Annotated in this window: 8 protein-coding genes and 1 tRNA gene; 1 reads left to right on the forward strand and 8 read right to left on the reverse strand. The window is 61.3% G+C overall.

Going from position 1 to position 13,925, the window contains the following annotated elements; translation table 11 throughout:
* Positions 1-12: 12 nt before the first annotated feature.
* The 4 genes from DAAHT2_RS13865 to gnd all read right to left on the reverse strand — a co-directional run bounded on the left by DAAHT2_RS13865 (position 13) and on the right by gnd (position 7,814).
* On the reverse strand, positions 13-2,703 hold the full coding sequence (locus DAAHT2_RS13865; protein WP_049824372.1) for a PAS domain S-box protein: 2,691 nt from the start codon (positions 2,701-2,703) through the stop codon (positions 13-15).
* Positions 2,704-3,067: 364 nt separating this feature from the next.
* Entirely contained in the window at positions 3,068-5,506 is a 2,439-nt protein-coding gene (locus DAAHT2_RS06285) for a nitric oxide reductase activation protein NorD (protein WP_013163459.1), read from the reverse strand.
* A 19-nt stretch (positions 5,507-5,525) separates the two neighbouring features.
* On the reverse strand, positions 5,526-6,338 hold the full coding sequence (locus DAAHT2_RS06290) for a CbbQ/NirQ/NorQ/GpvN family protein (RefSeq protein WP_013163460.1): 813 nt from the start codon (positions 6,336-6,338) through the stop codon (positions 5,526-5,528).
* Between the two features lie 18 nt (positions 6,339-6,356).
* Positions 6,357-7,814 carry a decarboxylating NADP(+)-dependent phosphogluconate dehydrogenase gene (gene gnd / locus DAAHT2_RS06295; RefSeq protein WP_013163461.1) on the reverse strand — a complete coding sequence of 486 codons (1,458 nt, stop codon included), beginning with the start codon at positions 7,812-7,814 and terminating at the stop codon, positions 6,357-6,359.
* A gap of 346 nt (positions 7,815-8,160) precedes the next feature.
* Between gnd and DAAHT2_RS06300 the strand changes: the two genes are divergently transcribed.
* Positions 8,161-10,386 (forward strand): NADP-dependent isocitrate dehydrogenase, encoded by a 2,226-nt coding sequence (locus tag DAAHT2_RS06300; protein WP_013163462.1) that lies wholly within the window; start codon positions 8,161-8,163, stop codon positions 10,384-10,386.
* Positions 10,387-10,454: 68 nt separating this feature from the next.
* Here the strand turns inward: DAAHT2_RS06300 and DAAHT2_RS06305 are convergent.
* From DAAHT2_RS06305 to pheT, 4 genes are all read right to left on the reverse strand, one after another.
* A tRNA-Pro gene (locus tag DAAHT2_RS06305) sits at positions 10,455-10,531 on the reverse strand.
* Between the two features lie 100 nt (positions 10,532-10,631).
* Positions 10,632-11,066, reverse strand: coding sequence for a MerR family transcriptional regulator (locus DAAHT2_RS06310; RefSeq protein WP_013163463.1), 435 nt, complete (start codon positions 11,064-11,066; stop codon positions 10,632-10,634).
* 30 nt (positions 11,067-11,096) lie between these two features.
* A complete protein-coding gene (locus tag DAAHT2_RS06315; RefSeq protein WP_013163464.1) occupies positions 11,097-11,390 on the reverse strand; it encodes an integration host factor subunit alpha in 294 nt (97 codons plus the stop codon).
* A 3-nt stretch (positions 11,391-11,393) separates the two neighbouring features.
* Entirely contained in the window at positions 11,394-13,853 is a 2,460-nt protein-coding gene (gene pheT, locus DAAHT2_RS06320) for a phenylalanine--tRNA ligase subunit beta (RefSeq protein WP_013163465.1), read from the reverse strand.
* Between the last annotated feature and the right edge of the window lie 72 nt (positions 13,854-13,925).

Raw genomic sequence — 13,925 nt, forward strand, 5'->3', positions numbered from 1 at the left:
ACTAAACGATTACTACCTGTTAACTTGGCTGCTTGTTGGCTCCGGTGAACGGCTACGCGACAACAGTTTGTTGAGCAGCCGGACCAGTTCCTGCAGGTCGAAAGGTTTGGCCAGGGCGGCCTGGAAGCCGTAATCGGTGTAATTGGCCATAACCGGGTCGTGGGAGTAGCCGCTGGCCACCACTGCCTTGGCCTCCGGATCCAGGGCCAGAATCTCCTTAACTGCTTCCTGGCCGCCCATGCCGCCGGGGACGGTCAGGTCCATGATCACCAGATCAAACGGCACCCCCTGCTCTTTGGCCGCGCGGTACTTGGCCACCGACTCGGCTCCGTCCACCGCCAGCTCCACCTCGTGCCCCATTTTGCTCAACACGGCATGGCCGACCTGGCGGATCATCTCTTCGTCATCCATCAACAATACCCGTGCTTGCCTGGTGCCGACCCGAAAAACCTCGCTTTTACCGGCAACCACAGCATCATGCACCGCCACCGGCAAAAACACTTCAAAAGTCGTTCCCTGACCGGAAAGGGAAGAGACCGTGATCCGGCCCTCGTGCTTGCTGATAATGGAATGGCAGATGGCCAGCCCCAAGCCGTTGCCCAGTTGCTTGGTGGTAAAATAGGGGTCAAAAATCCGGTCGATCACCTTGGCGGGTATCCCCACCCCACGGTCCTTGACCATCATCTTCACGTAATCACCCTTGGCGGGCAGGGCCAGCGCCGCCGCCCGGGCGGCGGGCAGATTCTCACAGACCACCTCGATGACGCCACCATCGGGCATGGCCTGGCTGGCGTTTAAAATCAGGTTCTGAATCACCTGGCTGATCTGGCCTTTGTCGATATCCACCAACCAGAGATCGGCGGGAATGGTATAACGGCAGGCCGTTTTACTGCCGCGCAGCACAAAATCGGCGGAATCGCGGATCACCTCCGGCAGCGAAGCCGCCTCGCGGATCGGCTGGCCGCCCTTGGCAAAGGTTAGCAATTGCTGGGTCAGCTGCCTGGCCCGCAGGGAGGCTTTGGCCGCCTGATCCAGCAGTTCGCGGGGTTGGGAGGGCATTTCGGCATCGTGCAGTGCAAGCTGGATATTGCCCAGAATAGCGGTAAGAATGTTATTGAAATCATGGGCCAGCCCTCCGGCCAGCACACCGATTGATTCCAGTTTTTTAATCTTCATCAACTCCTGCTCGGTGCGGAGTTGCTGAGTGATATCCCGGAACACCAGCACCACCCCGATCACCTCGCCGGCCTGATTTTTGATCGGGGCGGCACTGTCGGCAACCTTGAGTTCCCGCCCATCCCTGGTGCGCAGAACCGCCCGCTGCTCCAGGGTGGTGATCCGCCCCTGGGCCAGCACCTCAGCCACCGGATCAACAACGGGTTCACCGGAAGTTTCATCCACCAGGCTAAACACTTCCGCCAGCAAACGCCCCACGGCCTCTTCCGCCTGCCAGCCGGTAAGCGATTCCGCCACCTGATTGACCATGGTCACCCGGCTTTGGGTATCGGTGGTGATCACGCCATCACCGATACATTTCAGGGTCACCGCCAACCGCTCACGCTCTTCAGCCAGCGCGAGCTCTGCCTGTTTGCGCTGGCTGATGTCGGTGGCCACTTCCAGTCGCACAATCCGTCCATCCAGCCATTTAATGGCCTGGTCCCTAAGGTAAAACCACTGGCCGGTATCAGCGTGTTGCCGCTCCCAGGTATAAACTCCCGCCGGCCGGCCGGCTTCATCCAGCAACAAGGGGTTGGTGCAAAACGAACAGGGGCCGGCCTGATCCTGGTGCAGGCTCTGCCAGCAAAGTTTGCCGGTTACCTCGCCAAATAGCTGCCGCCCCGTTTCATTGATAAAGAGAATCTCGTAGGTTTTCATATCGGCGACATAAACCACCGCATCCAGACTGTTCATCAGCAGGCGAAAACGGGCTTCATTTTCCCGCATTATCTGCTGGCTGGCCTTCAGTTCGGCAGCCATATCGTGAAAGGCCCGGGCCAGGGTGGCGATTTCATCGGGCCAGTGGTCCGAGCGCAGGCGGGCATCGAGACGGCCGTCGGCGAACTGGCGGCTAAGATCAACCAGGCTGGTGATCGGCCTGACCAGTTTTTTTCTGCTCAACAGCCAGGCGACCGCCAGGGAGACCACGGTGGCCAGGCCCAGCAGCAACAAGTTGCGCAGCAGCACCCGGTTGGCCGGCTGCAAAATAATTGCTTCCGGCACCCCGGCCCATACGTAGGCATAGGGCGGCTCCAGATCGGTTAATTGTACCGGCTTAAAGGCAAAAATCCGGCGCAGGCCGTCGGAGCCCTTACCCACAAAAATCCCCGGCCCAGCGGCCTCGCGGGCGATCTCCCAGGATCTGACGGCGATGGGCTGCCCCAGGGGGTTGGTGTCTTCTCTGGGCGGATGATAAAAGAGACGAATCCCTTGGTGATCGGTAATGGCGACAAAAGAGCCGGGGGGCAGCTCGACGACATCATGGACACGGGCAAAACGGGCCAGAGAGACCGAGGCGGTGAGAATCGCCGCCAGCTTATCATCGGGGCCGAAGACCGGATGGGCAAAGGCAAAGGCCGGGTCGGTATAGCCAACCCGGGCAATGATAAACTCCCCCACGGCAAAATCCTGCCGCTTTCGGGCTTCTTGAAAGTGCTTGCGGTCGGCCAGGTTGGCCGGGGAAAAAGCCCCCCCGGAGACCAGCACTTCACCATCCAGGGCCGTGAGGGTGATATTTCGAAAATCCGGTTGTTATCCAGCACGGCGGCAAGGATCTCCCGGCTTTCCGCCAGGTTGCCCTTGCGAATTTCCGGCAGCAGCGACAAGGTGGAAAGGATTTGCCAAGCGGCACGGGTAAGATCTCTTTGCCCTTCGGCCATGTTGCCGGCCAGCAGCAGCACCTCCTGCCGGGCGTTTTCAATTGAAAGGCGCCGCTGTTCCAACCCGGTGTACAGCAGGATCAGCAGCGCCGGCAGCACGGCCACCAGCACCAGAAAAGCAAGATTTTTGCCGATGGAACCGGTCTTACTGAAAAGCATCCGTTTTCCTCGCAGGTTTCCCCCACCGCAGGTTAAGTGGTCAGCGTCCGGTAGATACCGGGCAGGCGCAGGGGCAGCTTTTTAACATCATCGATGAAGCAGTAACTCACCGCCCCGTAGAGGTGGGAGATATAATCCTGGGCCTGGCGATCGATGGTGATACAAAAAGGATGCACCCCGGCCGCCCGGGCCTCGATCAAGGCATGGCGGGTGTCCTCGATGGCGTAATCGCCCTTGTAATCATCATAATCCTCGGGCTTGCCATCGGACAGGGTGATCAGCAGCCGCACCCGGGCCTCGGTGGCGGCCAGCAGTTTGGTTACATGGCGAATGGGCGGCCCCATTCTGGTGTACTCCCGGGGATTGATGGCGGCTATCCGGCCCCGTACCTGCTCGTTGTATTGCTCGTCCAGATCCTTGACGTGATAAAATTCGGAGCGCTGGCGCCGCATGCCGGAAAAACCGTAAATGGCATAGCGATCGCCCAACACCTCCAGGGCCTCGCACATCAGGGTCAGGGACTCCTTGAGGGCCAGGCTGACCCAGCCCTCGGTGGACGACGACATGTCCACCAGGAAAACAGCGGCGATATTGCGTTCATCCCGGCTCAGGCGGATAAAAAGTTTTTCCCCGGGCGAAACCCCGGCTTTGGCATCGGCCAGGGCATCCACCACGGCGTCAAAATCGATCTCGTCTCCGTCCCGCTGGCGCTTGAGATAGCGCTGCTGCAGGCGCATCATTTCAAACTGCCTTTTGAGTTGCAGCAAAAGTCCGCGATGGCGCTGCAAGGTAGTGTCGACAAAGGTGCTCTGCACCGGGGCCAGCTCTTTGAGCAGCAGCTTGCACCAGTTTTTACGAAAACCCTGGCGGCGGTAATCCCATTCATCGTAGACCAGCGCCCCCACCAGGGCCTCCTGTCCATCCTGGCCGGCCGCCGGCCCGGGCCCCCGTATCGGCGCACCACCGGCCAGGCCCACGGCGGCACTGAGGTATCGCTGGGGTATTTGCCCCAGGTCGTCCCGGATCTGCCGCGCCAGGGCCTGAATCTCCTCCGGGAGCTTAAATTCCCGGCCGCCGATCACCAGATATTCCGGAGGACCGGCCTCCATTGGCGATTCCCGCCCCACTTCATCCTCTTCGGCCCCGGCGATCAGCATGGCCAATCCCTGGCTGTCCGGCGCGGACAGGGACTGGTCAAACCACTTGCTTGTCTCCTCGGACGTCTCTGGGGAACCGGCGGCAACTTCCGGCGGCAAAAAAGCGCCCAGGGCCTCGACAAATCGCTGCCGGCGCTCTTCACGGCGCCGCAAACGAACCGCCTGGAAGGCGGCGGGACGCAAAACGCCCAGCAACGGGACAACCCCTGCCCCATCAGCCACAGCATCCCCGCCATGATCACCGGGCAACGGCTCCAGCAAGCGGTAAAGCTCGGCGGTCAGCTCCATGCTCAACCCCACCCCGCCATTCTGTCGGCCCGCCCCGCTGTCCTTGGCCGGTGGCCCGGCAACGTCGGTTTGCCCCGCCTGCCCGACCCTGGCCAGCAGCCCCAACCCCCGGTGGTAAAGCTCCTTTTCCCCGGGGCGCAGCCCTGGCCCGGCATCACCGGTCAGCACCCATCGACTCCAGGACTCCAGCAAGCGTGCCCGGCCGCGTAAGGCCACAGGCGGCGGGCGGCGATTTTGCAGTCGTCGGCAGACCGGCTGGCTGTCGCGCATCAGGCCCGGCAATTCGGCCTGCAGGCAGCTAAGCACCCGGTGGGTTTCCAGCAGCATGAAAAGATCGGCCGCCAGGCCGGGGGCTGGAAAAAGCGCATAAAAATCACCAGGAAAAGGCTCCTGGTCGGCGCTTTGACGGCCATAACGACGGGCCAGTTCGGCCGCCAACTCGGGGCGCAAAGCGAGCGCGCCCTCCAGGGTGCCAAACCTGAGCAGCCCCCACTGGAAGGAGGCCAGCAACTTATAGGCGGTGAAGTTGGCGCCGCTTTGTTTAAACAGGCTAATCTCCGGCGGCAGGAAGATGGTTTCGCCATCGGTCCAGCTTTCCGGCCCCGGTGCCAGAGCCAGTTCGTAACCGGCCAGCCCCCGCAGGTATGGCAGCAACCGTGGGGTGGCGGCGGCCAGGCTCAAACCGTGCTCCCCCCGCAGGCGGCACAGGAAGTTATTTTCCACCTCGGCCAGGTAGCGGGTGGCCGCCTGCAGCCCTTCCTGCTCGTAGACATCCAGGGTCGCCTTAACCCACTCGGCCAACTGTTCAAGAGTCAGGCAACCAAGCCCCTGGTCCACCTGATCCAGGAAATTGTAGCCCAAGGCATAACTGACCGGCCAGATGGCCGCCGCCAGGCGCAACACCTCCTCCCGCACCTCCTGGGGATAACCGGCCAGGCGCTCAAGATACTCATCCTTGCCCCAGTAGGCCAGCTCGTCCAACAAGGCCTGACCGGCGCCGGTGGTGGCGGTAAGCTCGCTGCTCACATGCACTTCCCGGTAAAAATTAAAAAACGGAACTGACGATTTCTTCCAGGGCCGCCAGCATCTCCGGCTCATCACTGAGTGGGGCGCAAACGGCCACCCGGCAGGCGGTGCGCCGGTCGATTCCCCCTTTGATCAGCTTGCCGGCGTGGATCAGCAGCCGGGTGCTGGCCCCTTCCTGGAGGCCGGAATCTTTAAGCCCCCTGGTCATGGCGGCCACCTTGACCAGATTGCGGGCGGTAGCTGCCTCCAGGCCGGCCTCCCGGGCCACGATCTCGCTTTCAAATTCGGCTTCCGGGTAATCAAACTCCAGGGCCACAAAGCGCTGGCGAGTGGACTGCTTGAGGTCCTTAAGGACGCTCTGATAGCCCGGGTTGTAGGAAACCGCCAGCATGAACTCCGGCGGCGCGGTGAGCAATTCACCGCGCTTTTCCACCGGCAATTCCCGGCGGTCGTCGGCCAAGGGATGGATCACCACCGTGGTGTCCTTGCGGGCCTCGACGATTTCATCGAGATAACAGATGGCCCCATTGCGCACCGCCAGGGCCAGGGGACCGTCCATCCAGACCGCCTCCCCGCCCCGGATCAGGTAACGGCCCACCAGGTCGCCGGTGGTGAGGTCATCGTGGCAGGAAACGGTGATCAGGGGACGCTGCAACTCCCAGGCCAGGTACTCCATAAAACGGGTCTTGCCGCAACCGGTGGGGCCTTTGAGCAACAGCGGCAAGCCATGGGCATAGGCCATCCGGGCAATTGCCAACTCATCGCCTCGGGGCAAGTAGTAGGGCTCGGAGGTAATCCGGTGTTCCTCAATTTTTTGCTGGCCGACTGACATATAATTTCCCCGCAAAATTCAAGCGTTATAGGTTGAAGAAGCGACCTTGCCGCCCCGGCCGGTCCAGTCGGTGTGGAAAAATTCTCCCCTGGGCCGGTCCACCCGCTCGTAGGTATGGGCGCCAAAGTAGTCCCGCTGGGCCTGGAGCAGATTGGCCGACAGCACGGCACTGCGATAGCCGTCGTAAAAGCTCAGGGCCGAGGAGAGCGCCGGTACCGGCAGCCCCAGTTCGGCAGCCCGGGCCACCACCCGACGCCAGCCGGCCTGGGCCTGGGCGAGGGCATCGGCAAAAAAGTCCGCCAGCAGAAGATTGTCAAGATCGGGATCGGCATCGAAGGCCTGGGCAATGTTGTCCAGGAAAACGCTGCGGATAATGCAGCCGCCGCGCCACATCCGGGCAATGCCGCCGTAGTTGAGGTGCCAGCCATGTTCCCGGGCCGCCGCCCGCATCAGCAGGTAGCCCTGGGCATAGGAAACGATTTTCGCGGCATACAGGGCGTCTTGCAGGGCCTGCACGTATTGCTGGATCTCACCGGCAAAAACCGCCTCCGGCCCGCGCAGCACCGCCGCCGCCCGCTCCCGCTCCTCCTTCATGGCCGAGAGAAAACGGGCAAACACCGCTTCGGTAATCAAACTAAGCGGCACGCCCATTTCCAGGGCGTTGATCCCGGTCCATTTGCCGGTGCCTTTCTGCCCGGCGGCATCGAGAATCCTGTCTACCAGGGGAGCACCGTCACTGTCCTGGTAGCCCAGTATTTCACTGGAGATTTCCATCAGGTACGACTCCAGCACGCCCCGGTTCCAGGCACTGAACACGTCGGCGATTTCGCCTGCCGGCAAACCCAGCCCCCGGCGCAAGAAATCGTAGGCCTCGCAGATCAACTGCATATCGCCGTACTCAATGCCGTTGTGGGCCATTTTCACAAAATGACCGGCTCCCTCCTCCCCCACCCAGTCACAACAGGGCTCACCTCCCACCCGGGCGGCAATATTCTGAAAAATATCCTTGACCAGCGGCCAGGCGGCGGGGTTGCCCCCCGGCATGATGGAAGGCCCCCGGCGGGCCCCTTCCTCACCGCCGGAAATGCCGGTGCCGACAAACAAGATTCCCTTTGCCGCCAGGTCGCGAGTGCGCCGGTTGCTGTCGGTATAAAGCGAGTTGCCGCCGTCGATGATGACATCGCCCGGCTCCAGATGGGGCAGCAGTTGCTCGATGAAGGAATCCACCACCGCCCCGGCCTTGACCATCAGCATCACCTTGCGGGGTCTTTGCAGCACCACGCTCAGCTCTTCCAGGGAGTGGGTCCCAATGATGCCGGTGCCGGCAGCCGGACCGGCCAGAAATTCATCCACCCGGGCGGTGGTGCGATTGTAAACCGCCACTTTGTAGCCATGGTCATGCATATTGAGCACCAGATTCTGGCCCATGACGGCCAGGCCGATCAGGCCGATATCCGCTTGCACTTCTTGGGTCATTGTCGCCTCACTTGGTTGATTTGGCCCGCCGACAGAGCAGGGAGCAGTCTCGCCCTTCAATTAATTACGGCCGACATTAATACGGAGTCGCTCTTTATAGAATATAGTTGTTGGCGGCATGATCTCAAGTCGTTTCTGCGTAACTGATCACAGGGTGCCGCAGATTGCGGCAAGCGAGACGGTGATGCGTACCTCAGTACGTGAGCCGGCTCGATTGCCGCTTTCGGCGGTGCCCTGTGATCGCTTACTTGACAATTGCAATTCCCGCCGGCATATGCTAGCGTTTTCTGTTTTCCACAGGCAATTAAACTCTACGGAGTACCCATATTCATTAAGCGAGGAGAAAATGAGCGATCCGAAAATCATTTACACCGAAGTTGACGAAGCCCCGGCCCTGGCCACTTATTCCCTGCTCCCCATTCTCCGGGCCTACACCCGTGAATCAGGCGTGGCCATCGAGACCAGGGATATCTCGCTGGCCGGTCGGATTATCGCCAATTTCCCGGAAAACCTTACCAAAGAGCAGCAGATCCCCGATGACCTGACTGAGCTGGGCCGGCTCTGCCAGTTGCCGCAGACCAATATTATCAAACTGCCCAATATCAGCGCTTCGATTCCCCAGCTTAAAGATGCCATCAAGGAGCTGCAGGGCCAAGGGTACCGGGTGCCGGACTATCCCGATGAGCCGCAATCCGAGGCAGACCATGAGATTCAGCAACGTTACGCCAAGGTGCTGGGCAGTGCGGTCAACCCGGTGCTGCGGGAGGGCAACTCCGACCGCCGGGCGCCGGCGGCGGTGAAACGCTTTGGCCAGCAGAACCCCCACCGACTGATGAAACCCTGGCCCCAGGATTCCAAGTCGCGGGTGGCACACATGAGCGGGGGGGATTTTTACGGCAGCGAAAAGTCCATCACCGTTAACGAGGCCTGCCAGGCCAGGATCGAATTTGTCGGCGCCGACGGCCAAACCACGGTGCTGAAGCCGGAATTGCCGCTGCAGGCAGATGAGGTGGTGGATGCGGCGGTCATGAAGGTAAGTGAACTGCGCAATTTCTTTAAGCAGCAGATTGAGGCGGCAAAAAAGGATGGCGTGCTGCTGTCATTGCACCTGAAAGCCACCATGATGAAGATTTCCGATCCCATCATGTTCGGCCACTGCGTCTCGGTATTTTACCAGGATGTTTTTGCCAAGCACGGAGAGGTGATCAAAAAGCTGGGGGTTAACCCCAACAACGGGATCGCCGAACTGGAGGCCAAGCTGGAACAGCTGCCGGAAACCCAACGGGAGGCGATCAAGACCGACATCCAGGCCTGCTATCAGCAGAACTGCGAACTGGCCATGGTGGATTCGAGCAAGGGGATCACCAACCTGCATGTACCCAACAACATCATCATCGACGCCTCCATGCCGGTGTTCATCCGCGACGGCGGCCGCATGTGGGGACCGGACGACGCCCTGCACGACACCATCACCATGATCCCCGACCGCAGCTACGCCACCATCTACCAGGAGGTGGTCACCGACTGCCAGCGCCACGGGGCCTTTGACCCGGCCACCATGGGCAGTGTGGCCAACGTCGGCCTGATGGCCCAGAAAGCGGAAGAGTACGGCTCCCACGACAAGACTTTCGTCGCCCCGGGAGCAGGCGTCATCCGGCTGGTTACCGAGGCCGGCACGGTGCTGCTGGAACAGCAGGTGGCCCCGGGCGATATCTTCCGCAGTTGCCAGACCAAAGACGCCCCCATCCGCGACTGGGTCAAACTGGCGGTTTCCCGGGCCCGGGAGTCCGGCTCGCCGGCCATCTTCTGGCTGGATGAGCAGCGGGCCCACGATGCCCAGTTGATCGCCAAGGTGGAGAAATACCTGCCGGAGCACGACACCAGCGGCCTGGAGATCCGGATCATGCCCCCGGTGGCGGCTATGCGGCGGTCGCTGGAGCGGATCAGGAAGGGTGAGGACACCATTTCGGTGACCGGTAACGTGCTGCGCGATTATCTCACCGATCTGTTCCCCATTTTGGAAATCGGCACCAGCGCCAAGATGCTCTCCATCGTGCCGCTGATGAACGGTGGCGGCCTGTTTGAAACCGGCGCCGGCGGCTCGGCCCCCAAGCATGTGCAGCAGTTTTTAAGGGAAGGTCACTTGCGCTGGGACTCTTTAGGAGAATTCTGCGCCCTGGTCCCCTCCTTTGAGCATATCCACAAAACCTTCAACAACGACAAAGCGGCCCTGCTGGCCCGGACCCTGGACGCGGCCATCGGCAACTTCCTGGAACAGGGCAAGTCACCCTCCCGCAAGGTGGGCGAGCTGGACACCCGGGGCAGCCATTTCTACCTGGCCCTCTACTGGGCCGAAAGCCTGGCGGCCCAGCAGGAAGATGGCGCCCTGGCGGCGATCTTCGCCAAGGTTGCCGGGGAACTGAGTGCCAACGAACAAAAGATCATCGATGAGCTGAACGGCGCCCAGGGTCAGCCCCAGGATATCGGCGGCTACTTCCACCCGGACAAGGACAAAACCACCCAGGCCATGCGCCCCAGCCCCACCCTCAACGCGATTATCGAGGCCATGTAAAAGACAACGCACCAAACACGCAAAAAGGGGTTTACGGAAGCTTCCGTAAACCCCTTTTGTTTTTTAACTGGTCGGGATGAGAGGATTTGAACCTCCGGCCCCTTGAACCCCATTCAAGTGCGCTACCAGGCTGCGCTACATCCCGAAAACCGGACAACTCCGGCAAAATGCAAAGAAAGTAAGATACCGGCCCAAAAGGCCGCTGTCAAGGAGAATGCGCCGACAGGAAACGCATTTTAAACGCTTTATCGCTCCAGAATCTTTTTCAAGTTCTGCAGTTCTTCCTTGATGCCGCTAAAGAACTCGGCGGGGTTTGGCTGGGCATCTGCCGCTGGGGCCTTTGCTGAAGCCTCGGCCGGCGGCCCGGCCGGCGCTGGTGCCCCAACTTTATCGGGCTCCCGGGGAACCCCTTTTTTTCGTTCCCGGGCCAGCAGCTTCTTGGCGCCGCTAATGGTGAACCCCTCTTCCTTGAGCAGCCGCTTGATCCGCAGGATATTTTCCACATCACTGCGCCGGTACAGGCGCTGGCGGGAATTGGCCCGCTGGGGCGCCAGTATTCGGAATTCAGACTCCCAGTAGCGCAGCACGTGCTGCTTGACCCCGGTGATCTCGCAAACCTCACCTATTTTAAAATAAAGCTTGTCGGGAATCCCGGGTCCCTGCTGCTCAGCGGCACTCAAAACCAGGCCTCACCATCGACCCGCCGCTGACTACCGGCGATTGATCCGCTCCCGCACGCTCTTGCTGGGCCGGAAGGAAATCATGCTGCGCTTACTGATTTCCATGGGGTCGCCGGTCCGGGGATTGCGCCCCTGCCGGGGAGACTTGCGGCGGACGTTGAAGGTCCCGAACTGTACCAGCTTAATGGGTTCTTCGGCCAGCAGGGTCGCCTTCAAACGATCAAATACTATATCCACCAGGTCGGCGGCGCTGCGCTGGGAAAAGCCCATCTTTTCGTTGATGGCCTTGGCCAGGTCCTTGCGGGTCAGATTTGCGCGATTCATTTTTCAGGCCTCTCTTAGTTGACCGTGGAAACGCTGTTCCAGCATCTTGATGATCTTGCCGTGAACCACTCCCACTTTTTTATCATTCAGGGTCTGCTCAGCGTCGCGATATTGAATGGCAAATGCCACGCTTTTACGCCCCGGTTCGATGTGCTTACCACGATAAACGTCAAAAATCTCCACCTGTTCCAGCAACTTGCCGCCGGTCTGCCGGATGGCCGCCAGCATCTCGCCGGCCTCCACCTCTTCCGGCACCAGCAGGGCCAGATCCCACTTGACGGCGGGAAACCTGGGCAGGGGTTTAAAACCCACCGCCGCCGGGCGGCAATGGCTCAGGCCGGTCAGGTTCAGGTCAAGATAAAAGACTTCCTGCTTGATGCCAAATGCTTTTAAGACCGCCGGCTGAATTTTTCCCGCCTCGCCCAGCGGCTCTCCCGTCGCTTCCCGGTTCAGGCTCAACTGAAAGCCGGCAACCGCGTAAGGCGGCACGGCAGCAGCCGGCACCAGTTGCAGGCCAGACAGGCTAAGGCCGGCCAGCAACTCCTCCAGCACCCCTTTCACATCATGGATATCCACCGGCTCTTCGCCGTTCCACAGCAGCGGTGCCTGCGGATAACGACGACCGCTGAACACCGCCGCCAGCTGTTCTTCTTCCCGGGGCAACTCCTGCCCTGCGTCAACATAAAAGACCTTACCCAACTCAAAGAGGCGCAAGTCCGGACTCTGGTGGTTGATATTATGGCGGGCGTTTTCCAGCAACCCGGGCAGCAGCGAAGTGCGCATCACCCCCAGTTCTTCACTCAAGGGGTTGAGCAAGGGTAGCGCCCGGCGCCGCTGATCTTCCGGGTCCAGCCGCAAGGTGTCGGCATGGGCCGGGTTGACAAAGCTGTAGTTGATCGCCTCGCAGCAGCCGGCGGCCAGCATCAGCGCCCGCAAACGCCGGCGGCGCTCGGCGGCCGGGTCCGCCGGCGGCAGCTCCATGGCCACTTTCGGCATGGCGGCGGGGATCTGATCGTAACCAATCAGGCGGGCCACCTCTTCGATCAGATCCACCTCCCGTTCCAGGTCCACCCGGAAGGAGGGGGGAATGATCCGCAGGGTGCTTGCATCGACCCGCTCACCGCGGATTTCAATCCCCGCCAGGACCTTTTCCACACTATCCAGGTCCAGGGTGGTGCCCAGCAGATCGTTAACCCGCGGCAAGCGCAGGGTTAATTCCGGCGGCGGCTGCACCCCGGCCCGATAATCGATGCCCCCGGGCATTACCTGCGCCCCGGCCAGTTCCTGAATCAAGCGCACCGCCCGCTCCATGGCCAGGGGGGCCAGTTGAGGATCAACCCCGCGCTCAAAGCGATAGGAGGAATCGGTGTTAAGCTTCAGGGCGGCGGCGGTGGCGCGAACACTTTTGGCTTCAAAACAGGCGCTTTCCAGCAGGATGTTAACCGACTCCGGCCCCACCTCGGAACTGGCGCCCCCCATCACCCCGGCCACCGCCACCGCCCGGTCGGCATCGGCAATCACCAGCATGGCGGGGGTTAACTCACGCTCAACACCGTCGAGGGTGGTGATCTTTTCCTGCTCGGCCGCCCGGCGCACCCGAATTTGGCCGCCGCTTAAGCGGTCGAAGTCAAAGGCGTGCATGGGCTGGCCGTACTCCAGCATCACCAGGTTGGTAACATCCACCACGTTGTTGATGGGGCGCAGCCCCACCGCCTGCAGGCGCTGCCGCATCCAGGGGGGCGAAGGCGCAATCCGCACGTTGCGCAGCAGTCGGGCGGCGTAACGGTGGCAATCTGCCGCCTCCACCGACACCGTAAAGGGCACATCGTCGCCGGCCTGCTCCGGGGTGGGCAGCCCGGGGGCCTGGTCAACCGGCCGCTTCAGCGGCAGGCCGGTAAAACCGGCCACCTCGCGGGCAATCCCGATCACCCCGGTGCAATCGGGGCGGTTGGGGGTAAGGTCCACTTCGATCAGAGTATCGGCCAGCCCCAGGGCCTCACGAAACGGTATGCCCGGCTTAAGGCCGGGAAAAAGTTCCGGGTCAAGGTCCATAATGCCGCGGCTGCCATCTCCTTCGGCCGCCAGCCCCAGTTCCTCTTCGGAGCAGAGCATCCCTTCCGAGCGTTCGCCGCGGATCTTGCTGGCCTTTATCTTCAGCCCGCCGGGCAGTACCATCCCCGGGGTGACCAGGGCCGAAAACATCCCGGCCCGAACGTTGGGGGCACCGCAAACCACCCGCCGCAGCTCGGTCTCTCCCTCTTCGACATCGCAAAGGGTCAGCCGGTCGGCATTGGGATGGGGATGCACCGCCGCCACTCGAGCCACCTTAACCGGCGCCAACTCGGCATGCAGCGGCTCCACCGCATCAACCTCCAGGCCGAGCAGGGTAAGACGGGCGGCGATCTCCTCGGGACCGAGGTCGACGGCCACATATTCCCGCAACCAGTTGTAAGTGAATTTCATGCCCAAAAACCCTGGTAAAAAAAAGATCAGCGGCGAAGGCAGCCATCGGCTGCCGGCGGCACCGGTCTTTAA

The sequence above is a fragment of the Desulfurivibrio alkaliphilus AHT 2 genome, assembly GCF_000092205.1.
GTDB lineage: Bacteria > Desulfobacterota > Desulfobulbia > Desulfobulbales > Desulfurivibrionaceae > Desulfurivibrio > Desulfurivibrio alkaliphilus.